The sequence below is a fragment of the Streptomyces sp. NPDC048623 genome, from assembly GCF_040650755.1.
Lineage (GTDB): Bacteria > Actinomycetota > Actinomycetes > Streptomycetales > Streptomycetaceae > Streptomyces.
The window spans coordinates 321,238-342,892 of the sequence record NZ_JBEZHV010000002.1; the positions used below are offsets into that span (position 1 = coordinate 321,238).

Annotated in this window: 21 protein-coding genes and 2 tRNA genes; 9 read left to right on the forward strand and 14 right to left on the reverse strand. The window is 72.4% G+C overall.

Annotated elements, in window-relative coordinates; all coding sequences use genetic code 11:
• The first annotated feature begins 28 nt into the window (after positions 1-28).
• Entirely contained in the window at positions 29-352 is a 324-nt protein-coding gene (locus AB0C73_RS04505) for a multidrug efflux SMR transporter (protein WP_362524450.1), read from the forward strand.
• Here AB0C73_RS04505 and AB0C73_RS04510 read toward each other — a convergent pair.
• On the reverse strand, positions 244-900 hold the full coding sequence (locus AB0C73_RS04510; RefSeq protein WP_362524452.1) for a TetR/AcrR family transcriptional regulator: 657 nt from the start codon (positions 898-900) through the stop codon (positions 244-246). The genes AB0C73_RS04505 and AB0C73_RS04510 overlap by 109 nt on opposite strands.
• A 106-nt stretch (positions 901-1,006) precedes the next feature.
• Between AB0C73_RS04510 and hisN the strand changes: the two genes are divergently transcribed.
• The 3 genes from hisN (at position 1,007) to AB0C73_RS04525 (ending at position 2,893) form a co-directional block, all read left to right on the forward strand.
• Positions 1,007-1,819 (forward strand): histidinol-phosphatase, encoded by an 813-nt coding sequence (gene hisN / locus AB0C73_RS04515; RefSeq protein ID WP_362524454.1) that lies wholly within the window; start codon positions 1,007-1,009, stop codon positions 1,817-1,819.
• Positions 1,820-1,980: 161 nt separating this feature from the next.
• Positions 1,981-2,367 carry a CBS domain-containing protein gene (locus AB0C73_RS04520; protein WP_362524457.1) on the forward strand — a complete coding sequence of 129 codons (387 nt, stop codon included), beginning with the start codon at positions 1,981-1,983 and terminating at the stop codon, positions 2,365-2,367.
• Positions 2,368-2,473: 106 nt separating this feature from the next.
• Complete coding sequence (locus AB0C73_RS04525) at positions 2,474-2,893, forward strand: Fur family transcriptional regulator (protein ID WP_362524459.1); 420 nt, start codon at positions 2,474-2,476, stop codon at positions 2,891-2,893.
• 118 nt (positions 2,894-3,011) lie between these two features.
• Here the strand turns inward: AB0C73_RS04525 and AB0C73_RS04530 are convergent.
• From AB0C73_RS04530 to AB0C73_RS04545, 4 genes are all read right to left on the reverse strand, one after another.
• Positions 3,012-3,085 (reverse strand) — tRNA-Met (locus AB0C73_RS04530).
• Positions 3,086-3,131: 46 nt separating this feature from the next.
• Positions 3,132-5,105: a tetratricopeptide repeat protein gene (locus AB0C73_RS04535; protein WP_362524462.1), complete on the reverse strand. Its 1,974-nt coding sequence runs from the start codon at positions 5,103-5,105 to the stop codon at positions 3,132-3,134.
• Between the two features lie 203 nt (positions 5,106-5,308).
• A tRNA-Met gene (locus AB0C73_RS04540) sits at positions 5,309-5,382 on the reverse strand.
• Between the two features lie 45 nt (positions 5,383-5,427).
• Positions 5,428-8,391: a UPF0182 family protein gene (locus AB0C73_RS04545; protein ID WP_362524740.1), complete on the reverse strand. Its 2,964-nt coding sequence runs from the start codon at positions 8,389-8,391 to the stop codon at positions 5,428-5,430.
• A gap of 163 nt (positions 8,392-8,554) precedes the next feature.
• Here AB0C73_RS04545 and AB0C73_RS04550 point away from each other — a divergent pair, with 163 nt between their 5' ends.
• Positions 8,555-9,115, forward strand: a complete 561-nt coding sequence (locus tag AB0C73_RS04550) for a PPA1309 family protein (protein ID WP_362524464.1) — start codon at positions 8,555-8,557, stop codon at positions 9,113-9,115.
• A 64-nt stretch (positions 9,116-9,179) separates the two neighbouring features.
• Here the strand turns inward: AB0C73_RS04550 and AB0C73_RS04555 are convergent, their stop codons facing one another.
• The 4 genes from AB0C73_RS04555 to AB0C73_RS04570 form a co-directional block, all read right to left on the reverse strand.
• Entirely contained in the window at positions 9,180-10,268 is a 1,089-nt protein-coding gene (locus AB0C73_RS04555; protein ID WP_362524466.1) for a PDZ domain-containing protein, read from the reverse strand.
• 102 nt (positions 10,269-10,370) lie between these two features.
• The gene (locus AB0C73_RS04560; protein ID WP_362524468.1) at positions 10,371-10,607 is read right to left on the reverse strand and encodes a hypothetical protein; all 237 of its coding nucleotides are present in this window, start codon (positions 10,605-10,607) and stop codon (positions 10,371-10,373) included.
• Between the two features lie 173 nt (positions 10,608-10,780).
• The gene (locus tag AB0C73_RS04565; RefSeq protein WP_362524470.1) at positions 10,781-11,281 is read right to left on the reverse strand and encodes a molybdenum cofactor biosynthesis protein MoaE; all 501 of its coding nucleotides are present in this window, start codon (positions 11,279-11,281) and stop codon (positions 10,781-10,783) included.
• Between the two features lie 79 nt (positions 11,282-11,360).
• Positions 11,361-12,470: an SDR family oxidoreductase gene (locus AB0C73_RS04570; protein WP_362524472.1), complete on the reverse strand. Its 1,110-nt coding sequence runs from the start codon at positions 12,468-12,470 to the stop codon at positions 11,361-11,363.
• Positions 12,471-12,702: 232 nt separating this feature from the next.
• Here AB0C73_RS04570 and AB0C73_RS04575 point away from each other — a divergent pair, with 232 nt between their 5' ends.
• Together AB0C73_RS04575 and AB0C73_RS04580 are read left to right on the forward strand one after the other, a co-directional pair.
• Positions 12,703-14,175 (forward strand): zinc-dependent metalloprotease, encoded by a 1,473-nt coding sequence (locus tag AB0C73_RS04575; RefSeq protein WP_362524473.1) that lies wholly within the window; start codon positions 12,703-12,705, stop codon positions 14,173-14,175.
• Entirely contained in the window at positions 14,172-14,696 is a 525-nt protein-coding gene (locus tag AB0C73_RS04580; RefSeq protein ID WP_362524476.1) for an NUDIX hydrolase, read from the forward strand. The genes AB0C73_RS04575 and AB0C73_RS04580 overlap by 4 nt, the downstream gene beginning before the upstream one ends.
• Before the next feature lie 75 nt (positions 14,697-14,771).
• On the opposite strand, the gene AB0C73_RS04585 is transcribed toward AB0C73_RS04580, so the two are convergent.
• From AB0C73_RS04585 to AB0C73_RS04600, 4 genes are all read right to left on the reverse strand, one after another.
• Positions 14,772-15,527: an AIM24 family protein gene (locus tag AB0C73_RS04585; protein WP_362524478.1), complete on the reverse strand. Its 756-nt coding sequence runs from the start codon at positions 15,525-15,527 to the stop codon at positions 14,772-14,774.
• A 19-nt stretch (positions 15,528-15,546) separates the two neighbouring features.
• A complete protein-coding gene (locus tag AB0C73_RS04590; protein ID WP_362524481.1) occupies positions 15,547-16,227 on the reverse strand; it encodes an AIM24 family protein in 681 nt (226 codons plus the stop codon).
• Between the two features lie 14 nt (positions 16,228-16,241).
• A complete protein-coding gene (locus AB0C73_RS04595) occupies positions 16,242-17,906 on the reverse strand; it encodes a TerD family protein (RefSeq protein WP_362524484.1) in 1,665 nt (554 codons plus the stop codon).
• Positions 17,907-18,041: 135 nt separating this feature from the next.
• A complete protein-coding gene (locus AB0C73_RS04600; protein ID WP_362524487.1) occupies positions 18,042-18,653 on the reverse strand; it encodes a M48 family metallopeptidase in 612 nt (203 codons plus the stop codon).
• A 212-nt stretch (positions 18,654-18,865) separates the two neighbouring features.
• Between AB0C73_RS04600 and AB0C73_RS04605 the strand changes: the two genes are divergently transcribed.
• Complete coding sequence (locus tag AB0C73_RS04605) at positions 18,866-20,080, forward strand: ThiF family adenylyltransferase (protein WP_362524742.1); 1,215 nt, start codon at positions 18,866-18,868, stop codon at positions 20,078-20,080.
• Positions 20,073-21,434, forward strand: coding sequence for an AarF/ABC1/UbiB kinase family protein (locus AB0C73_RS04610; RefSeq protein ID WP_362524489.1), 1,362 nt, complete (start codon positions 20,073-20,075; stop codon positions 21,432-21,434). Before AB0C73_RS04605 ends, AB0C73_RS04610 begins: the two co-directional genes overlap by 8 nt.
• A gap of 29 nt (positions 21,435-21,463) precedes the next feature.
• On the opposite strand, the gene AB0C73_RS04615 is transcribed toward AB0C73_RS04610, so the two are convergent.
• Positions 21,464-21,646, reverse strand: a complete 183-nt coding sequence (locus AB0C73_RS04615; protein WP_362524491.1) for a hypothetical protein — start codon at positions 21,644-21,646, stop codon at positions 21,464-21,466.
• Positions 21,647-21,655 lie beyond the last annotated feature (9 nt).

Consider the following 21,655-nt stretch of genomic DNA (forward strand, 5'->3'; position numbering starts at 1 on the left):
TCCCTACGGGGCGTGGGAGGCACTGACGATGGCGTGGCTGCTGGTGGTGGTCGCCGGGCTCCTGGAGACGGGATTCGCGGTGTGCCTGAAGCTGTCGCACGGCTTCACCCGGCTCTGGCCGACGATCGCGTTCGCCGCCTTCGCCCTCGGCAGCTTCGGCCTGCTGACCCTCGCGCTGCGCAAGCTGGACGTGGGTCCGGCGTACGCGGTGTGGACCGGGATCGGCGCGGCGGGCACCGCGATCTACGGGATGGTCTTCCTCGGCGACGTCGTCTCCACGCTCAAGATCGTCTCGATCACGCTGGTGATCGTCGGCGTGATCGGCCTCCAGCTCTCCGGCTCGGCGCACTGAGCGTCGGGCGTGTCCGGGGCCCTCGGGACGGCGATCGGCGGCGCGACCACATGGCTGAGCGCGAGGCGTACGGCGAGTTCGCAGCCGACGGCCCAGCGCTCCCCCGCGCAGGCGGCGGTCTCGGCGACCAGCTCGCCGGGCGCGGGCGGCCCCGCGTCGGCGCGCCGCTGGGCGGGTACGGGCGCGGTCCTCGCCCCCGTCCTCGCGGGCCGCGGCCGGGGCAGGCCCTCGGTCCAGGCGTCGGTGAGCAGGGCCCGCAGGATCGGGCGCTCGGCGGCGCGGGCGACGGTCCACTCGGCGACGGCGACCAGATTGCGCTCGGGCGGTGCGGGGGCGGCGAGCACCCGCCGTACCCCTTGGAGGTAGGTGTCGGCCTCGCGCCGGACGAGCGCGCGGGCGAGCCCCTCCTTGCTGCCGAACTCGTTGTAGAGGGTCTGCCGGGACACCCGGGCGCGGGCGGCGACGTCGACCATCCGCACGGCGGACCAGGGCAGCGTGGCGAGGGCCGCGAGGGCCGTGTCGAGCAGGGACTCTCGGGCAGTAGGCATCGTCGCCTCCCGGCCGTATCGGTACTGCGCACAGCGTTGACGCACGGCCACGCAGTGTCAAGGGCCACCGCGGGGCGACGCGCCTTCGGGGGATAGAGTTTCGACCATGGCCGATTACCACGACGATCTGCGTCTCGCCCATGTCCTCGCGGATGCCGCGGACGCGGCCACCATGGACCGGTTCCAGGCGCTCGACCTGAAGGTCGAGACGAAGCCCGACATGACGCCGGTGAGCGAGGCGGACAAGGCCGCGGAGGAGCTGATCCGCGGGCAGCTGCAGCGCGCCAGGCCGCGGGACGCGATCCTCGGCGAGGAGTACGGCGTGGAGGGCTCGGGCCCGCGCCGCTGGGTGATCGACCCGATCGACGGCACCAAGAACTACGTTCGAGGGGTGCCGGTGTGGGCGACCCTGATCGCGCTGATGGAGGCCGGCGAGACCGGTTTCCAGCCGGTGGTGGGCGTGGTGTCGGCCCCGGCGCTCGGCCGGCGCTGGTGGGCGGCGAAGGGGCTCGGCGCGTACACCGGCCGCAGCCTGGCCTCGGCGACCCGGCTCCGGGTCTCTAAGGTCGGGCGCCTGGAGGACGCCTCGTTCGCGTACTCCAGCCTGACCGGCTGGGAGGAGCGGGGCCGACTCGACGGCTTCCTCGACCTCACGCGGGCGGTCTGGCGCACGCGCGCGTACGGCGACTTCTGGCCGTACATGATGGTCGCCGAGGGCTCGGTGGACCTGTGCGCCGAGCCCGAGCTGTCGCTGTGGGACATGGCGGCCACGGCGATCGTGGTCCAGGAGGCCGGCGGCACCTTCACCGGCCTCGACGGCCGGCACGGCCCGCACAGCGGCAACGCTGCGGCGTCGAACGGCCTGCTCCACGGTGAGCTCCTGAGCTACCTCAACACGGAGCCGGCGCAGCAGGACTGAGCATCCGTCACGCGCCCCCGCGCACTCCGCGGGGAGCTCCGCGCGCCCCCTTGTCGGCTCCCTCCCCCGGTGTCACTCTGAGAATCCCCCCTTTGTGAACTTGTGAAAAAGTTCTCGAAGTCTCCGCCTGTGAAGTCTCCGAACCGGAGGTGGTTCCCTCCATGCTCGTCCGTGACGCCATGACCACCGTGATCCTCACCATCGGACCGGCCCACACACTCCGCCAGGCCGCCCGGCTGATGTCGGCGCGCCGCGTCGGCGCGGCCGTCGTCCAGGACGGCGACGCCGGCGGATTCGGCATCCTCACCGAACGCGACGTCCTCAACGCCATCGGCACCGACCGGGACCCCGACCGCGAGACCTGCGACGCCCACACCACCCGTGACGTGGTCTTCGCCGCCCCGACCTGGACCCTGGAGGAGGCCGCGGAGGCGATGACCCGCGGCGGCTTCCGCCATCTCGTGGTGCTCGACGACCACGGGCCGGTCGGCATCGTCTCCGTCCGCGACATCATCCGCTGCTGGCTCCCGGTGCACAGCGCCGCCTGACGCGCCACGACACGCCCTCCTCGGATTGGACTTTGTCCAATCCGAGGGGGTATCCAAACTCACACCCGTTCGGGACTCGCTTGCCGCGACTGTTACTCTGACCCCCATGAGTGACCTGTTGGAACGACTGCGCGGCCGTGGCTGGCGGATGACCGCGCAGCGTCGCGTCGTGGCCGAGGTGCTCGACGGAGATCATGTGCACCTGACCGCCGACGAGGTCCACGCCCGCGCCGTGGAGCGCCTGCCCGAGATCTCGCGGGCGACCGTCTACAACACGCTGGGCGAGATGGTGACGCTCGGCGAGGTGATCGAGGTGGCCACGGACGGGCGCGCCAAGCGCTACGACCCGAACGCCCACCGTCCGCACCAGCACCTGGTCTGCGCCCGCTGCGGCGCGATCCGCGATGTGCACCCGGCCGGCGACCCGCTGGCGGACCTGCCCGCGAGCGAGCGCTTCGGCTTCACGATCTCGAACGTCGAGGTCACTTACCGGGGCATCTGCCCGAGCTGCGCGACGACCGCGTAGCTTCTCGGCGACACACGAGAGCCCCGCCTTCGGGCGGGGCTTTTCCGTGCCTGCCGGCCCAGCCCGTACATACGACGAAGGCCCGGATCCTGAGGATCCGGGCCTTCGTGCTACTGAGTAGCGGGGACAGGATTTGAACCTGCGACCTCTGGGTTATGAGCCCAGCGAGCTACCGAGCTGCTCCACCCCGCGTCGGTGAACCCAACCTTACGGGACGGCCCTCACCAGCGCAAATCCGTTAAGCGGTGAGCTCCTGGTGCAGCGCCTCGCTCAGCCGCGCCGCCCGCTCGGCCACCTCGGCCGGGCCGAGCTCGACCGCGCGGTCGCACCAGCGGCGCCCCTCGGTGAGCTCGCCGCGCCGCGCCGCGAGCAGCGCGAGCCGCAGGGCGGCCCGGCCGTGGCCGGCGTGTGCGGCGCGGGTCCACCAGAGGGCGGCCTCCCGCTCCGCGCCCTCGCGGGCGAGCAGCAGGCCCAGGTTGAAGGCGCCGTTGCGGGAGCCGGCCTCGGCCGCCTCCCGGTACCAGCGGGCCGCCTCCGCGACGTCGCCGCGGGCGGCGGCGAGCATGCCGACCCGGACCTGGGCGCGGCGGTGGCCCTGCTGGGCGGCCCGCTCGTACCACTCCTCGCACTCGCTCTTCTCCTCGCGCGGGGCCCCGAGGACCGGCGGCCCGGGCGCCGGGCGGCGCGCGTCGAGGACGGTGGCGAGCCGGTAGGCGGCTTCGGGGCTGCCGCCGCCCGCCGCACAGCGCAGATGCCGCTCGGCGGCCTGCTCGTCACCGTCGCGCAGGTGGGCGATGCCGACCTGGAGCGCGGCCTCGGTGTGGCCGGCGGCCGCGGCCCGCTCGTACCAGGTGAGCGCGGTGCGGTCGTCGTCGCGGCCGGCGTAGAGGATGCCCAGGTTGAAGGCGGCGTCGACGCTGCCGGCCTCGGCGGCCTTGGAGAACCACGGCTCGGCGCCGTTGGCGTCGCCGGCCTGGAGCAGCAGCACGGCCAGCGCGTTGGCGGCCTCGCGGTGGCCGGCGTAGGCGGCCCGGCGGTACCACTGCTCGGCCTGCGCGGTGCGCTCCTGGGCGGCGCAGAGCAGCCCGAGGTTGTAGGCGCCGTTCACGTCACCGGCGTCCATGGCGGCGCGGTACCAGCGTTCGGCGGTCTGCTGCTCGCCGCGGGCGGCGTGCAGCGCGCCGAGCGCGTTGGCGGCGTTGCCGTCGCCGTCCTGGGCGGCGCGCAGCCACCACACGGCGGCGCTCTCCTCGTCGCCGGCGTCGCGCAGCAGGAAGCCGAGCGCGCAGGCGGCCCGGGCCTCGCCGTCCTTGGCGGAGGTCAGGTACCAGCGGCCGGCCTCCTTGAGGTCGCCGCGCTTCTCCAGGATGGCGCCCAGGTGCAGCGCGGCCCGCCGGTGGCCGCGCGCGGCGGCCTGCCGGAACCACTGCTCGGCCTCGGCGAGCCCGTCGGCGGCGGCAGCGGGCTTCGTCTTGCCGGCAGCGTCGCGGTGCTCGGGCCCGGCGGACGCCGGACGCACGGCGCGCAGGCCCGTGCTCGTACCCGTGCCCGTACCCGTGTCGTACGCGTGCGGGCCGCGGGCGGCCGGTCCGGAGGCCCGCCGCTCCAGGGCGAGGGCGAGCCGGTAGGCGGCCTCGCGGTGGCCCTGCTCGGCGGCGGCGCGCAGCCAGCGCTCGGCGCCGACGTCGCTGCGGTGCTCCAGGAGGTCGGCGAGGGCGTACGCGCCGAGGGCGTGGCCCTGTTCGGCGGCCTGGCGCAGCCAGTACTCGGCGGCGGGCTCGTCGCCGCGCTCGCGGTGGTGCCGGCCGAGGGCGTGCGCGGCAGGCGCGGAGCCGGCGACGGCGGCGACCCGCCACCAGCCGGCGGCCTCGTCCGGGTAGCCGCGCTGGTGCAGCAGGACACCCAGGTTGTTGGCGGCGGCACGGTCGCCCTGGCCGGTGGCACCGCGCAGATACGGCTCGGCGCCGTCCAGGTCCCCGCGGCGCAGCAGCAGCGCGCCGAGCACGCTCATGGACGCGGCGTCGCCCTTCTCGGCGGCGAGGCGGTGGCGGGCCTCGGTCTCGGCCTCGGTCTCCTGGTCGGCGGTGGTGTCGACGGCCGCATCGACGGCTGCTCCCGCGGCCTCGATGATCTCGTCTGCGGCGTTTCCGGCATGCCGCTGCACAAACCGCCCTGTCTCCAACAGAGTTGCCCTGTCCCCCATAAATACCATCGTCGCACCACCCGCAACCTGCGTACACCTGGTATACCGCAGCCAGTGAGGTCACTTCAGCGTTTTGTCGACATGCCCACAGAGAGACAAGTCAAACACGTCCTGCGTCAACTCCCCCCATCCATACCGCTCTTCGGCCTCCGGATGGCTCCGGACACACGCCGAGGGCCCGAATCCTTATGGATTCGGGCCCTCTTCGTCAGTAGCGGGGACAGGATTTGAACCTGCGACCTCTGGGTTATGAGCCCAGCGAGCTACCGAGCTGCTCCACCCCGCGTCGGTAGAGAAACCGTATCACGACGCGGGGTGAGGCCTTGACCGATCAACTGCCGGGCGGGCTGGACTGGCCGGGCGCAGGACCGGACTGGCCGGGCGCCGGGCTGGCCGAGGGGCTGGGCTGGAGCTTCGCTCCCGCGTCGGCCGCGCGCTGGAGGGCGTCCTGCAGGGCCGTCTGGGCCTTGCCGTACGCCGCCCAGTCGCCCTTCTGGAGCGCCGCCTGGCCGTCGTCGTACGCCTTCTGCGCATCCGCGATGGCCTGCTTCAGGGCGGCGTCGTTGGTCGGCGGCGTCGTGGGCGTCGTCGGGGGCTTGGTGCCGGGCGGCTGGGTGGCCGGCGGCTGCGTGCCCTCGACCCCGAAGACCGCGTTCAGGGCGTCCGTCAGATTGTCCGCGAACACCGTGGTGTCCGTGGTGGTGTCGCCCTTCGGCTGGTCCGTGTCCACGTGGGACACCGCCACCTTCTTCAGGAGCGGGTACTGCCCGGTGCGCCCCTGCGCGTACACCGGCTCCACGTACAGGAAGCCGCCGTCCAGCGGGACCGTGAGCAGGTTGCCGTAGATGATGTCGGAGTCGGCGCCCTTCATGTCCCGCACGAAGGTCGCGACCGACGGGAGGCTGTTGAGCTTGTTCTGCACCTGCTGCGGTCCGGGCACGTTCTCGCCGACCCTCAGCAGCCTTATCCGGCCGTAGTCCTTGCTGTGGGCGTCCGCGTCCACCGCCATGAACCCGCCCAGGTTGGGCCGCCCGTTCGGCGTGAACGTCGTCGTCAGCGAGAACTTCTGCGCCGTGTCCCCGGGCATCTTCATGCTCAGGTAGTACGGCGGGACCGCGTTGCCGTCCTTGCTGGTCGGGTCGTCCGGCACCTGCCAGGCGTCCGAGCCGCTGTAGAACTGCGCCGGGTCCTGCACGTGGTAGCGGGTCAGGAGCTCGCGCTGGACCTTGAACATGTCCTGCGGGTAGCGCAGGTGGGCCAGCAGGTCCGGCTTGATCGCGGAGCGCTCCTTGACCGTGCCGGGGAAGGCCTTCATCCAGGTCTTCAGGACCGGGTCCTGGGTGTCCCACTGGTAGAGGTTCACCGTGCCGTCGTAGGCGTCGACGGTGGCCTTCACCGAGTTGCGGATGTAGTTGACCTGGTTCTGCTGGGCGACGACCGCGCGCTGCTGGTTGCCGACCGTCAGGGCGTCCGCGGTGCTCTCGCCCAGGGTGGTGCGCGAGGCGTACGGGTAGCCGTTGGTGGTGGTGTAGGCGTCGACGATCCACTGGATCCGGCCGTCGACGACCGCCGGGTAGGCGTCGCCGTCGATGGTCAGCCACGGCGCGACGGCCTCGACCCGCTCCTTGGGGGTGCGGTTGTAGAGGATCCGCGAACCGTCGCCGATGGCGCCCGAGTAGAGGATCTGCGGCTCGCTGAACGCGACCGCGTACGCCGCCCGGTTGAAGGCGCTGGAGAGGCTGACCCCGCTGCCGCCCTGGTAGCTGGTGGTCTTCTCGCCGTTCTCCTCGTAGTCGAGCTCCTTCTGGGGCCCGCCGACGATGGAGTACTGGTCGGTCTTCTCGCCGTAGTAGATGCGCTGCTCGTACTTCGGGAGCATGCCCGTGGTCGGCAGGCCCTGCTCGGTGAAGATCGGGGAGCCGTTGCTGTCCGTCTGGGTGCCGGTCGCCATGATGGCGCCGTAACCGTGGGTGTAGGTGAAGTGGTCGTTGATCCAGTTCCGCTTCGGGATGCCCTTGATGTTGAGCTCACGAAGACCGACGACGGTGTCCTTGCCCTGGTAGCGGTCGACGTCCAGGGTGAGCGGGAACTGGTAGTACTTCCGCTTCTGCTCCAGCTGCTGGAAGGTCGGCGAGACCACGTTCGGGTCGACCAGGCGGTAGCTGGCCGCCGTGTCCGCGTCGGTGCGCAGCTGGTCCTTGGCCTTGACCGTCGACTTGCCCGAGTAGTCCTCGGGCTCGGTCGAGTCGATCGCGTAGGCCTTGCGGGTCGCGTCGATGTTCTTCTGGATGTACGGCGCTTCCTTGGCCTGCTCGTTCGGCTGCACCTGGAACTTCTGCACGATGGCCGGGTACAGGCCGCCGATCAGGATCGCCGAGAGCACCATCAGACCGAAGCCGATCACCGGCAGCTGCCAGGTGCGCCGCCACAGCGTCGCGAAGAACAGCAGCGCGCAGATCACGGCGATGCAGAACAGGATGGTCTTCGCCGGGAGGTACGCGTTGGCGTCCACGTAGCGCAGACCGGTCCAGTTGCCGGTGGCCTTGAAGTCGCTGGACTTCACCGCCAGGCCGTACCGGTCGAGCCAGTACGCCACGGCCTTCAGCGACACGAAGACGCCGAGCAGCACGGAGAGGTGCCCGGTCGCGGCGGCGGTGGCCCGGGCGCCGGGGCTGGTGATGCGCAGCCCGCCGTACAGATAGTGGGTGAGGGCGGCGGCGATCAGCGAGAGCACGGTGGCGGCGAAGCCGAAGGCGAGCAGGAAGCGGTACCAGGGCAGGTCGAACGCGTAGAAGGACACGTCCAGCTGGAACTGCGGGTCCCGCTGCCCGAAGGAGACCCCGTTCACCCACATCAGCCAGGTGCGCCACTGCCCGGAGGCGGAGGCACCGGCGATCAGGCCGACCAGGGCGGTGATCGCGAGCAGCACCCACTTCTTGAAAGGCGCCACGCCCATCCGGTAGCGGTCGAGGTTCTGCTGCTCCAGCGACATCGCGCTGAGCGGCGGCCGCAGCCGGTACGCCAGCCAGATGTTCAGGCCGACGGCGAGCGCCATCAGCAGACCGAACACCAGGAACAGGCCGATCTTGGTCCACAGGGTCGTGGTGAACACCGACGAGTAGTGGACCGAGCGGAACCACAGCCAGTCCGTCCAGAACCCGCTGAACATCACGAACACCATGGCGAGCACCGCCAGGACGCCGAGCGTCATGAGCAGCGTACGGGCGCGCCGGGACGGCCGGCCGACTCTGATCCTCGGCCCGGAAGGACCTGTGCCGCCGCCGCGGTCCGGCATCTGGAAAGCCAACGTGCGCCCCTCGAGGTTGATACTTCGAATGCGTTCTAGTGCTTCGAATGCGTCGGTAAGCAGGCTCCGCGATCGTAGAGCCCACTGATGCAACTTACTGAGGCTTTACCTAGTTCCCGTCTTCGGGAGAAGACCAGGCAGGATATTGCTCATGTCCAACGTTTCCCCCTCCGGCCCTCCGATGGCCGCGAGCCCCCTCACCCGCGCGGTGCTCGAGATCGACGAGTACGCCTCGGGCCTCGGCTGGGACCGGCCGGCCCGCCTGTTCGCCCTGGTCGACACCGCACGGCTGCGCGCCCAGGCGCCCTCGCTCGCCTCGCAGCTCGGCGCCGGTGCCGGTACCGACCAGACCACCTCGTACACGCCGATCGAGCAGGAGGAGCTGCCGAAGGGCAAGGCGCTCGACGAGTTCCTCGGCACCATCGCCTGGCCCGACGGCGTGGCCGGCTGCGCGCTCACGGTGGAGCGCCTGATGCTGCCGCCGTCGGCCGAGGCCGCCGTGCCGAAGGGCCTGAACGAGGCCGGGCTCGCCAAGTGGGTGGCCCGGCACCCGGACCGGCAGGAGGTCCGGATGACGGTCGCGGTGCTGCGGGACGGGGCCCGTGAGGCCGCGATCCGACTGCGCGAGAAGGACTCGCCGAGCGAGGTGCTGACCGGCCCGGACCTGGTGCCGGGGCTGGCGGACGCGCTGGCGGCGACGTTCGAGTCCTGAGGCCGCACGCGTGCGTGAAGGGGGCGCCCGGGTGGGCGCCCCCTTCACGCGCACGGGGCGGCGGTCAGCTCTTGGAGCAGCTGGGGAGCGAGCTCGTGTCGCCGTTGCGCAGCTTCTCCAGCGACTTCTTCGCGTCGGTGATGGTGTCGACCTTGATCAGGGTGAGGCCGGCGGGTGTGTCGGCGGCCGCGACGGCGCAGTTGTCGGCGGGGGTCAGGAAGTACTCGGCGCCCGCGCGGCGCGCGCCGACCAGCTTCATCTCGATGCCGCCGATCGGGCCGACCTCGCCCTTGTCGTCGATGGTGCCGGTGCCGGCGATGAACTTCCCGTCGGTGAGCGCGCCCGGGGTCAGCTTGTCGACGATGCCGAGCGCGAACATCAGTCCGGCGCTGGGGCCGCCGACGTCGGCGAGCTTGATGTCGATGGTGAACGGGAAGACGTGGTCGGTGCCGGCCTGGATGCCGACGATCGCCCGGTCGCCCTCCTCCGCCTTGGCGGTCCTGATGACCACCTGCTCGGTGGTGGTGGCGTCCTTGTGGGCCTGCTCCGCGGCGGCGGCCTCCTTGGCCGGGACGATCGTGAAGACCACGTCCTGGCCGGGCTTGCGCTTGGTGACCTGCTTGGCCACGTCGCCCGGCTCCTTGATCGCGACGCCGTCCACGGCGCGGATCACGTCGCCCGCGTGCAGCTTGCCCTCGGCGGGGGTGCCCTTGACGACGGTGGCGACGACGACCCGGGTGGTCACCGGGATGTTCAGCTCCTTGAGGGCGGCCGCCTTGGCGCTCTCCTGGGACTGGCTGAACTCCTCGGCGTTCTCCTGGCTCGACTCCTCCTCCGTCTTTCCGTCCGGGTAGAGGGTGTCGTGCGGGACGACCACGCTGTCGTGCGCCAGCCAGCCGTAGACGGCCTCGACCGCGTTCATCCGGTAGTCCGCGCCGGTGACCCGGACGGTCGTCATGTTGAGGTTGCCGGAGGTCGGGTAGGTCTGGTGCCCGGAGATCTGCAGAACCGGTTCGCCGCGGGCTTCACCGAGCGTGTTCACGGTCGGGCCGGGGCTCATCTCCGAGTACGGGACCGGAATGAGGACGCCGACACAGAGCAGCGTGATCAGGACCAGGGTGGAGGCGAGCATCGTCGCGGTGCGGCGTGGCATGGAACGACAGTACGGGACCGGCCTGTGAGTGCGCCCCTGGGGCGGTCCGTACGTGATCAAGCGGGCTCGCCGGTACGGGGCCGGCGGCGCGGGCCGTACGGTTCAGCCGGTGGTGGTCGCCGGCGCGGCCTCGCGCTCGGGCACCAGCGAAGCGGAAGCGGCGGCGGTCGTGGGGTCGGCGGGGACGGTGTGGGTGCGCTCCATGGCGTCCCTGAACCGTGCGTACCCCGCGAGCTCGGCGACGTCGCCTGTCGTCTTGTTCCTCGAAGCCCAGCTTCCCCATATCGCCGCCCCGACGACGGCGAAAAGCGGAATCAACAACCACGCCAGCGCTGCCATCCCGACCTCCCATCCCCAATGGTCCGCAGTGAGTTGATCAGCAGATTATTCATCCGCGGAATCAACGCTCACGCGCGGGGGGCGGTTACGCAAATCGGGGCGTTCGGCTACGGGTCGTCGGCGTGGCGCGTTGCCATGCAGCGTGCATACGGAATCCTGCGCGGCCACGCCTCTCAGCAGGCGCCGACCCACTCCTCCGTACCGTCCGAGAACGTCTGGTGCTTCCAGATCGGGACCTCGTGCTTGAGGTCGTCGATGAGCATGCGGCAGGCCTCGAAGGCCTCACCGCGGTGCGGGCAGGAGACCGCGACGACCACCGCGATGTCACCCACACGGAGGTCACCCACCCGGTGGACCGCCGCCAGGGCGCGGACCGGGTAGTTCGCGACGACCTTCTCGGCGACCCGGCGCAGCTCGGCCTCGGCGGTGGGGTGGCAGGAGTAGCCCAGGGCGTCCACGTCGGCGCCGCCGTCGTGGTTGCGCACCGTGCCCACGAACAGGGTCGTGCCGCCCGCGGCGTCGTCGCTGGCCGCGCGGAGGACCTCGTCGACCGAGAGCGGGGCGTCACGGATCGCGAGCAGCTTGATCGGGTCGTCCGCGACCCGCTCGCCGGGGTGGTCGGGGCGGGCGCCGGCGTGACCGTGGGCTTGGCCGTGGGCGTGCGTGTCTGCCATGCCCTCCATCGTGCCGTACGGCACCGACATCGCGGAATCGCCCTTTCCGCCGGGGCGGCGGACCCTCCGTAGGAGGGTCCTACAGGCCGCGCCGCTTCCGCATCTGGCGTACCAGCGCGGCCGTGCCGAGCAGCGCCACCGTCGCACCGGCCGCGCCCGCCGCCGTCGCGTCCTTGCGGCCGAGCCGGCGTCCGGCGACCGTGTGGCGGCCCTGCACCTCCTCCAGGAGCGCGGCGAGCACCTCCTCGTTGGTCCACTGCGGCCGCCAGCCCGCGTCGTGCAGGCGTCCGACGCTGACCACCCAGGGGTGCATCGTGTACGCGAGGTCGCCCGCCGGTGACGGGGTGAGGCCGATCCGGTGCAGCCGGGCCGCCGCGCCCAGGGCGACCGCCGAGGGCAGCTCCATGCGCCGGATGCCGGACAGTTCCTCGACCTCCTCCTGCTCCAGCCAGCCGTCGCAGCCGACCGCGAACTCGCCGTCGACCTTCTCCAGGGCCGCGTACTCCAGGGCACTGACCAGGTCGTCGACGTGGCAGAACTGCCAGGTGGGGCGCGATCCGGCGACGACGAGCAGCCGGGGCGACTCGAAGTAGCGGGTCAGCGCCGTGTCCGTACCGCCGACGAGGACCGCGGGCCGGACGACGGTCACGTTCAGACCGGGGTGGGCGCGCGGGGCGCGCCGGGCGAGCCGCTCGATCTCCAGGAGGTCGCCGACGCCGGTGGCCTCGGCAGTGGCGCGCAGCTCGGCGTCCTCGGAGAGCGGGATGTCGTTGTCGGCCAGCGCGCCGTAGACCATCGCCGAGGTGCAGAGCACCACCCGGTGCACCCCGGCGGCCGCGGCGGCGGTGAGCACGGTCTGGGTGCCGCGCACGTTGTAGGCGGTGCGCGCGGCCGGGTCGGTCTCCAGGTCGAGGTCGACGGCGAGGTGCACGACCACGTCCGCGCCGCGCAGCTTCTCGGCGATGGCCGGATCGCGCACGTCGAGGATGTGCCACTGCGCCTCGGACACCTCGCCGCGGCGCTCGTCGATCGCGATGACCTGCCTGACCTCCTCGGACGCGGCGAGTCGCCGGGTCAGCAGGTCTCCGACGCCGGACGCGGCACCGGTGACCGCGACGACGGGGCCGCGCGCGGCGGACCGGGTTGAGTGGTTTCGCGCTGCGCGAACCTGAGGATCAGGGGAACTCACCGGGCGTCTCCAGCGGTTGTCTTCAGTACGTACCCGAATGACGCGTACGTACCAGGTGGCGTCCATCCTGCCCCAGGCCACGGCCCGGCGGAGCACCGAGCCCGGATCCGGTGCGGATGTCGGGGCGGTGGCCCGCCGGTCGGCCCGGCCTGACCGGTGAACCACCGCCTACGCTGGTGGTGAGAGCCCGCCGTCGGCAGGAAGCCGGCGGCCCGACGAGCCGAGGAAACCTGTGAGTGACACCCCATTCGGATTCGGCCTTCCGCCGGAGGAGCCGGACAACGGCGACGAGGGCAAGAAGAAGGACCCCGCCGGAGGTGGCCAGGGGTCCGGTGGCCAGGGCGGCGGCAACCCGTTCGGGGCGAACCCGTTCGGTTTCGGCGGGCTGCCCGGCATGGGCGGACCGGGCGGCGCGGACAACCCGTTCGCCGCGATGTTCGGGAACCTGAACCCCCAGGACCTGGGCGCGGCCTTCCAGCAGCTCGGCCAGATGCTCAGTTACGAGGGCGGGCCGGTCAACTGGGACATGGCGAAGCAGATCGCCCGCCAGGTCGTGGCGCAGGGCACCCCGGACGGCACCAAGGACGCGAGCGTCGGCCCCGCCGAGAAGGCGGCGGTCGAGGAGGCGGTGCGTCTGGCCGACCTGTGGCTCGACCAGGCGACCTCGCTGCCCTCGGGCGCGAGCACGGCCGTGGCGTGGAGCCGCGCGGAGTGGGTCGAGGCGACCCTGCCGGCCTGGAAGCAGCTCGTGGACCCGGTCGCCGAGCGGGTCGGCGCGGCGATGGGCGATGTGCTGCCGCAGGAGATGCAGGCCATGGCGGGCCCGCTGATCGGCATGATGCGCTCCATGGGCGGCGCCATGTTCGGCCAGCAGATCGGGCAGGCCGTGGGCGTGCTCGCGGGCGAGGTCGTCGGCTCGACCGATGTCGGCCTGCCGCTGGGCCCGGCCGGCAAGGCGGCGCTGCTGCCGCTGAACGTCGCGGCCTTCGGCAAGGACCTGGGTGTCCCGGCGGACGAGGTCCGGCTGTATCTGGCCCTGCGCGAGGCCGCCCACCAGCGTCTCTTCGCGCATGTGCCGTGGCTGCGCTCGCATCTGTTCGGCGCGGTCGAGGGCTATGCCCGGGGCATCAAGGTCGACACCTCGAAGCTGGAGGAGGCGGTGGGTCAGCTCGACCCGACGCACCCCGAGCAGCTGCAGGAGGCGCTCCAGCAGGGCATGTTCCAGCCCGAGGACACGCCGGAGCAGAAGGCCGCCCTGGCCCGCCTGGAGACGGCGCTCGCGCTGGTCGAGGGCTGGGTGGACGCGGTGGTCCACGAGGCCGCGAAGACCCGTCTGACCTCGGCGGACGCGCTGCGTGAGACGCTGCGCCGGCGCCGTGCGACCGGCGGCCCGGCCGAGCAGACCTTCGCGACCCTGATCGGCCTCGAACTGCGTCCGCGCCGGCTGCGGGACGCCTCGCGGCTGTGGGCCTCGCTCACCGACGCGCGCGGCGTGGACGGCCGGGACGGTCTGTGGGAGCACCCGGACATGCTGCCGACGGCGACCGACCTGGACGACCCGGACGGCTTCGTGCACCGCGAGCAGCTGGACTTCTCGGAGCTCGACAAGATGCTGGGCGAGGCGGCCGAGGGGCGCTCCCAGGACGCGGGCACGGACGACGAGGGCGACGAGGGCGACGAGGGCAAGGACGAGACCGAGAAGTGAGCCTGTACGACGACGCGGTCCTGGTGCTCAAGGAGTACGCGGACCAGCCGGAGCTGCGTGATGTCTATCTGGAGCACCTCATGGCGCGGGGCGAGGACGGCATGTACAAGCCGTGCTCGGCCGGGCATGTGACGGCGAGCGCGCTGGTGATCGACCCCGAGCGGGGGCGAGTGCTCCTCACGCTGCACAAGAAGCTGAACATGTGGCTGCAGATGGGCGGGCACTGCGAGCCGGAGGACGCGACCCTGGCGGAGGCGGCGCTGCGCGAGGGCACGGAGGAGTCCGGCATCGCGGGGCTGACGCTGCTGCCGGGCGGTCCGGTGCGGCTCGACCGGCACCCGATCCCGGCGCCGTGCAACTGGCACCTGGATGTGCAGTACGCGGCGCTGGCCCCGGCCGGTGTCGTGGAACAGATCAGCGACGAGTCCCTCGACCTGCGCTGGTTCGCGTACGACGAGGTGGCGGAGGTGGCGGATACCTCGGTGGTGCAGCTCATGGAGAACACGCTGAAGCGCCTCTGAGCAGCGCGGCAGTGGGGGCATGTGTAAGGGGCGGTCGCCAGGGCGACCGCCCCTTACAAGATGGCGTGCTCCGCCTCAGTTCCAGGCGTTGTTCTGGTTCTGGGCGCGCGCGCCGTGCTGGCCGACGCCGAACTGGGCGCCGAGGCCCTGTCCGATCGCGGCGTTCTGCGGCGGCATGACCTCGCTCGGCTGCACCAGGGCGAAGCCCTGGCCGAGGAAGCTGAGCTCCCAGCCCTCGCCGGTGTTGCCGCGCCGGCGCATCACGCTGCTGTTGACCGTCTGGGCCTGCATCTGCACCCGGAGGCCGGTGGACCAGGCGACGATCGCGTCGGCGTCGGCGCTGACGTACTTGTCGGGCGTGACCTGGAGCATCAGCGGCTGGCCGGAGGTCATCAGGGCGACCTTGCCGCGGCCGGTGATGTTCAGCTGGTACTTGCCGGTGCCGGACACCCCGTACTGGCTGTCCACCGCGATGACCTCGGTGTGCAGCGTCGAGTCGAGCGCGAGGACATAGGCGCTGTCGACGGTCAGGCCCTCGTGATCCACGTCCACGACGTGGATGTACTGGGCGAGGTTGGCGAAGTAGACCGTGCCCTGCCCGGAGCAGCGCATCAGGTCGAGGCCCTCACCGGTGCGGGCGCGGGCCCGGCGCTGGGTGGAGGACTGGTACTCGCCGTCGAAGTCGACCAGGCCCTGGTAGGCCACCATCGCGCCCTTGCGGGCGAGGATGTCGTCCTGCCCCGTCAGCGCGACCCGCAGCATCTGCGGGTTCTGCACGACGTAGCGGTCCTGGCTCTGCTGCTCGGCGTGGTTGAAAAGCGGGCTCTGCATGGTGTGTTCTCGCTCCCCCTCAGCCCCGGACCCGGAGACGGTCGCTGCTGTCCTCGCTCGGCTGTACGACGACGACGCCCTGGCCCGAGAAGGCCATCTGGTACGCCTCGCCGCTGCCCCGTCCGATCAGGGAGGAGGCCTTGAAGCTGCGCTTGCCCTTCACCTTGAGCGCGGGCGACCAGGCGACGAGCGCGTCCGGGTCGACGTACGTCTCGTCCTCGCCACGCCCGCAGTCGACGACGATCGGCGTGCCGCGGGAGGTGATGGCGACCCAGCCGGTGCCCGCGATCTCGACGTTGAACAGACCCTGGCCGGCGAACTTGGCGAGCCCCTTGACCCGTTCGACACCCCACTGGAGGTGCGCGTCGAAGGCGAGCAGGTTGGTGCCGTTCACGGAGAGGGAGTCGTTGTTGAGGTTGATGACGACCACGTCGGCGCCGTAGTCGGCGAGATAGAGCAGGCCGTCGCCGGTGCACTTCATGATCGGCGCCCCCTCGCCGGTGAGCCACTGCTGGGCATGCTGCCGGAGGGCCGGCGGGTTGGGCTCGTAGGAGACGAAGCCCTCGTAGGCGACCATCGAGCCGGTGCGCGCGTACAGGTCCTGGCCGGAGGCCATGGCGACCTTGAGCATGGCGCGGCCGTGGTTCTCCATCCGGGCCGCGATCGGGGTCGGGGCGTAGCCCGCGAGTTGCTGGTTCATGGTTCCGGGCTCCCTCAGACCTCGTAGGGCTGGACGACGATGAAGTTGCCGGGGGCACCCCGGAACTGGAGGTTCACGGTCTCGCCGCTGTGGCCCGGGTAGGCGTTGCGGCGCAGCCGGACCTGGCTGGACAGGATGACCTGGGACGCGGCCGACCAGGCGACGACGGCGTTGCAGTCGGCGAAGGTGGTCGGGGTCACGGGCAGCACCACGGGCGTGCCGTGGGTCTTCACGATGACGGTGCCGGTGCCCTGGAACTGCATGGTGAACAGCGCGCCGCCGGGGATGCCGTGGCCCTCGATGCGCCGCACCTCGTGCTGGAGCGACTCGTCGAAGGCGAGCACGTTCTCGGCGGAGACGCAGATGGCGTCGCCCTGGAGCTCGATCGGGTGCAGATGGGCGCCGTTCTCGGCGAGGAAGACCTGACCGCGGCCGGTGCAGCGCATCAGCTGCATCTCCTGGCCGGTGGCGTTGCCGACGATGCGGCCGGCGAATCCGGCTCCCTTGTAGGCGAAGTCGACCTTGCCCTGGTACATGACCATGGAGCCCTGGCGGGCGAGCACGGGGGTGCCGCCCATGGCGAGGTCGACCCGCATGAGCTGCTGGTTCTGCGGGGTCCAGCGGGCGCCGGTCGCGGTCTCCTTGTACGGCGCGAGCGCGGCGGCGAGCCCGGCGCCGGCGGCCGGCATGCCCTGGGGCATGCCCTGCGGCGGCACCTGGCCGGGGACCTGTCCGAACTGCGGCTGTTGCCCGTACGGGGCGGGCGCCGGCTGTCCGTACGGGGCAGGCGCGGGCTGTCCGTAGGGGGCCTGGGCCGGCTGGCCGTAGGGCGCGGGCGCGCCGTGCGGCGGGGTCTGGCCGGGGACCTGCCCGTACGGGGCGGGCGCCGGAGCCGGAGCGGGCGGCGGGGTGGGCGCCTGGGGCGTCATGGGGCCGACCATCGTCGGCGCGGAGTGCACCGGCGCGGGTGCGGGCGGCGGCGTGGGAGCGGCCGGGGCACCGAACGCCGGGGCGGGCGCGGGAGCCGGGGCGGGCGCCGGGGCCGGGACGGCGGGCGCGCCGAAGGCGGGCGGCGCGGCGGCCTGGGCCGGCGGGGCGAAGCCGGGAGCGGCGGCCGGCTGCTGCTGCGGGGCGGGCGCGGCGGGCTCCTCCTCGGCGACCTCGCCGCCGAAGTTCTTCAGGAGCGCTTCCAGGCCCCCGTCGAAGCCCTGGCCGACGGCGGCGAACCGCCACACGTCCTTCAGATAGAAGTCGCCGAGCATGACGGCGCGCTCGGTGGTGAACTCCGCGCCGGTGAAGGCGTAGCGGGCCACCTCCTCGCCGCCCGCGACGATCCGGATCCAGCCGGGCCCGACCTGGGACATCTGCCCGGCGCCGTCGATGGTCGCGGTGAACGACAGCTTCTGGATGTGCGCCGGGATGCGGTCGAGCGTCACCCGGAAGGACTCCGTGTCACCGGACTGCGCGCCGAGCAGCTGGATGGACTCCTCGGGCGACTTCGGCTGGTTGAAGAAGACGAAGTAGCGGTCGTCCGAGAGCCGCTCCGCGGCGTCCAGTCCGAAGCAGCTGATGTCGAAGCTCAGGCCGGGCGCCGCGATCTGCACGCCCACGTACAGATCGGTGCCCGCCGTGAGATCGCTGATCTTGGCCTTGTGGCCGCGTTGGAATTCCCTGGCCATGAGTGACGACCGTCCCCCATCCGATTACGACGATTGCGTCGCGCCAGGCTAACGGGTGGCCGGGACATCGCGGCAGGGCCGTACCCGTTCGGTACAGAACCGGAGCACACCGCCGCCGAGCGGAGCGGGCCCGTGCTAGTCCTGATTCCGGTCCGGGCTCTGCTCCTCGCCGGTCTGTGCCGGGGGGTGGGGCGGGTGCGGGAGCCGTGCGGCGGCGGCCACGCCCTCCAGGTAGCCACGGGCCCGTTCGGTGCGCGGATAGGCGTCCAGGAGGCGCCAGAAGCGCGGGCCGTGGCCCGGTACGAGCAGGTGGGCCAGCTCGTGGCAGAGCACGTAGTCGACGACGTACTCGGGCATGCCCTGGAGGCGGTGGGAGAGCCGGATGCTGCCCTCGGAGGGGGTGCAGGAGCCCCAGCGGGTGTTCTGGTTGGTGACCCAGCGCACCGAGGTGGGGCGGGCCCGCCCGCCGAAGTACTGCTCGGACAGCTGTGCGGCGCGCTCGGTCAGCTCGCGGTCGCCGAGGACGCTCCTGCTCTCCTGCGCGGCCAGCTTGTCGAGCATCACGGTGACCCAGCGCTTCTCCTCCGCCTCGGACATCCGGGCGGGGATCAGGACGATGGTCCGGTCGCCCTCGCGGTAGGCGGACACCGTTCTGCTCCGGCGGGAGCTTCTGCGGACCTCGACCGCGCTCGTCCCCGAGCCGCGGGGCGGTTGGTTGGTCACGCTGCGCTGTGGGTCGGCCGGCACGGCCCCGACGTTACCCGCTGGCGGCGGCGGAAGTCGCGCACCGTCCCATTCGAATGATTAATACCCCAGCCCTGTGGACAACTTTCCGCACCGGTCGCCCGGCCCGGGCAACCTGAGCGTGGAAGCGATGACCGGGAACGGCAGGAACAACAGGAACGACACACGACGACGGGGACGACGGGGGTGGATGACCGATGGATTCCATGGACTCGATGCATCCGATGGTGAAGCCGGCGCTGCGGCGCGCCTGGCGCGACATGCAGTCCGTGCAGTTCGGGGTGACGCCGGCGCACGCGGTGGTCCTGGGGCCGGTGGACCTCACGACCGGCAGTCTGCTCGGGCTGCTCGACGGGACCCGGGGGATGGAACTGCTGCGGGCCGAGGCGGCGGCGCTCGGCCTGCCCGAGGGGCGGCTCGAGGAGCTGATCGACCGGCTCGCGGCGGCCGGGCTGATCGCCGACGCCTCGGTGCTCCCGCCCGGCGGGGCGCCTGCCGGGGCTGACGGGCGGGCCGATCCGGAGCTCGATCCGTTACGGGCCGACCTGGCATCGCTCTCGGTGGTGCACCGGGCCCCGGACGGCGCGGCACGTGTGCTGGCCGCGCGGCGGGCGATACGGGTGCGGGTGCGCGGCGCGGGGCGGGTGGGCGCGGCGGTGGCGGCGCTGCTCTCGGCGGCGGGCGTCGGCCGGGTGGAGGTGCTCGACGGGGGCACGGTGGTGCCGTGGGAGGCGGCGCCGGGCGGGCTGCCGGCCGAGGCGGTCGGCGAACGCCGGGAGGTGGCGGCGCGGCGGCTCGTGGGCCGGTCGGCACCGGGCGGGCGGCTGCCGCGCGGCACGCCGGGGGCGCCGGGCGGGCCGGACGACGGGAGCGGTGAGCCGGGGCTCTCGCTCGTGGTGGTGGCGCCGCGGGACGGGCTCGGCGCCTATGTGCCGGACCCGCTGCCGGCCGAGGCGTGGCTCGCCGCGGGGACGCCGCATCTGTACGCCGGGGTGCTCGAAGCCACCGGTGTGGTGGGGCCGTTGGTGCTGCCGGGCGGCACGGCCTGCGCGGGCTGCATGCAGCGGGAGCGGGCCGACCGGGAGCACTACTGGCCGCGGCTTCCGGCGCAGTGGCGCTCGGGCCCGCCGCACGCGCTGCCGGCCTGCGACGTGACGCTCGCGGCGGCGGTGGCGGGGCTCGCCGCCGCGCATGCCCTGGCCTTTCTGGACGGGGACCTCCCGGCCAGCACCGGGGCGCGCTGGGAGGTGTCGCTGCCGCTGCTCGGGTGGCGCTCGGCGCCGGTCCGGGCGCACCCCGCGTGTCCGTGCGGGGCGGGGCGCGGCGCCGAGGGGGAGCATGCGACCGCGGCTGGAGCGGTGCACGACACAATGGCGGGGCAGGTTTCCCGCGCGGCACGGCAGTCTGGGACTTGGAGGGCGCATGTCTGATCTTCCCCGGAAGGCGGTCACCCGGACCGCCAGGTTGGCCGCGTTGCCGCTGGGCTTCGCCGGCCGGGCGACCTGGGGCCTGGGCAAACGGATCGGCGGGAAGTCCGCGGAGATAGTGGCGCGGGAGCTCCAGCAGCGCACCGCCGAGCAGTTGTTCAAGGTGCTCGGGGAGCTCAAGGGCGGGGCGATGAAGTTCGGGCAGGCGATGTCCGTCTTCGAGTCGGCGCTGCCCGAGGAGATCGCCGGGCCCTACCGTGCGGCGCTCACCAGGCTCCAGGACGCGGCGCCGCCGATGCCGACGCGGACCGTGCACGCGGTGCTCGCGGAGCGGCTCGGCGAGGGCTGGCGGGAGCTGTTCGAGGAGTTCGAGGACAAGCCGGCGGCGGCCGCGTCGATCGGGCAGGTGCACCGGGCGGTGTGGCACGACGGCCGCGAGGTCGCGGTGAAGGTGCAGTACCCGGGGGCCGGGGAGGCGCTGCTCTCGGACCTCACCCAGCTGAGCCGGTTCGCCCGGCTGCTCGGGCCGCTGATCCCCGGCATGGACATCAAGCCGCTGATCAGGGAGCTGCGGGAGCGGGTCTCGGAGGAGCTGGACTACGGCCTGGAGGCGGAGGCGCAGCGGGAGCACGCGGCGGAGTTCGCGGACGACCCGCATGTGGTGGTGCCGGCGGTGGTGCACCAGTCGGAGCAGGTGCTCGTCACCGAGTGGATGGACGGTGTGCCGCTGTCGGAGGTGATCGCGGACGGCACGCCGGAGCAGCGCGACCGGGCCGGTCAGCTGCTCGCCCGGTTCCTGTTCTCCGGCCCGGCCCGCACCGGGCTGCTGCACGCGGACCCGCACCCGGGGAACTTCCGACTGCTGCCCGGCCCGGCGGAGGGGGACGGGTCCGAAGCCGGAGGCGCCGGGTCCTGGCGGCTGGGGGTGCTCGACTTCGGCACGGTGGACCGGCTGCCGGGCGGGCTGCCGGAGACCATCGGCACCTGTCTGCGGATGACGCTGGCCGGTGAGGCGGAGGAGGTCTACGGGCTGCTGCGCGCGGAGGGCTTCGTGAAGGAGTCCGTGGCGCTCGACCCGGACGCGGTCCTGGAGTATCTGCAGCCGATCATCGAGCCGGCCGAGGTGGACGCCTTCGTGTTCACCCGCGGCTGGATGCGCGCGCAGGCGGCCCGGATCGCCGATCCCCGCTCCCCCGCCCACCAGTTGGGCAAACAGCTCAATCTGCCGCCCTCGTACCTGCTGATACACCGTGTGACCTTGAGCACGATCGGGGTGCTGTGCCAGCTGGGCGCGACGGTGCGGCTGCGGGACGAGCTCGCGGAGTGGCTGCCCGGCTTCGTCGTCACCGGCGAGTAGCGCGGGGGCACCGCCGGATCACCGTCCGGTCACCACCAGGAGGAGTCGAGGCGGCCCTCGATGGCCCTGATGTTGGCGCGGGCGCAGTCCTCGCAGAAGTACTGGCGGGTGCCGTTCTCCACCGAGCAGGTCCAGGTGACGGGCAGCTTGGGGGCGGTCTTGCCGCAGCGGGCGCAGACGACGGGGGGTTCGGCGGCGGGCGTGTCGTTCACCTTTGTGAC

Coding starts and splice junctions, on each gene's coding strand:
- AB0C73_RS04595 (WP_362524484.1), bottom strand. CDS start 17,906: ATGGCCAGGGAATTCCAACGCGGCCACAAGGCCAAGATCAGCGATCTC.
- hisN (WP_362524454.1), top strand. CDS start 1,007: ATGGCCGATTACCACGACGATCTGCGTCTCGCCCATGTCCTCGCGGAT.
- AB0C73_RS04505 (WP_362524450.1), top strand. CDS start 29: ATGGCGTGGCTGCTGGTGGTGGTCGCCGGGCTCCTGGAGACGGGATTC.
- AB0C73_RS04520 (WP_362524457.1), top strand. CDS start 1,981: ATGCTCGTCCGTGACGCCATGACCACCGTGATCCTCACCATCGGACCG.
- AB0C73_RS04560 (WP_362524468.1), bottom strand. CDS start 10,607: ATGGCAGCGCTGGCGTGGTTGTTGATTCCGCTTTTCGCCGTCGTCGGG.
- AB0C73_RS04605 (WP_362524742.1), top strand. CDS start 18,866: ATGCATCCGATGGTGAAGCCGGCGCTGCGGCGCGCCTGGCGCGACATG.
- AB0C73_RS04555 (WP_362524466.1), bottom strand. CDS start 10,268: ATGCCACGCCGCACCGCGACGATGCTCGCCTCCACCCTGGTCCTGATC.
- AB0C73_RS04550 (WP_362524464.1), top strand. CDS start 8,555: ATGTCCAACGTTTCCCCCTCCGGCCCTCCGATGGCCGCGAGCCCCCTC.
- AB0C73_RS04525 (WP_362524459.1), top strand. CDS start 2,474: ATGAGTGACCTGTTGGAACGACTGCGCGGCCGTGGCTGGCGGATGACC.
- AB0C73_RS04565 (WP_362524470.1), bottom strand. CDS start 11,281: ATGGCAGACACGCACGCCCACGGCCAAGCCCACGGTCACGCCGGCGCC.
- AB0C73_RS04585 (WP_362524478.1), bottom strand. CDS start 15,527: ATGCAGAGCCCGCTTTTCAACCACGCCGAGCAGCAGAGCCAGGACCGC.
- AB0C73_RS04535 (WP_362524462.1), bottom strand. CDS start 5,105: ATGGTATTTATGGGGGACAGGGCAACTCTGTTGGAGACAGGGCGGTTT.
- AB0C73_RS04510 (WP_362524452.1), bottom strand. CDS start 900: ATGCCTACTGCCCGAGAGTCCCTGCTCGACACGGCCCTCGCGGCCCTC.
- AB0C73_RS04610 (WP_362524489.1), top strand. CDS start 20,073: ATGTCTGATCTTCCCCGGAAGGCGGTCACCCGGACCGCCAGGTTGGCC.
- AB0C73_RS04545 (WP_362524740.1), bottom strand. CDS start 8,391: ATGCCGGACCGCGGCGGCGGCACAGGTCCTTCCGGGCCGAGGATCAGA.
- AB0C73_RS04590 (WP_362524481.1), bottom strand. CDS start 16,227: ATGAACCAGCAACTCGCGGGCTACGCCCCGACCCCGATCGCGGCCCGG.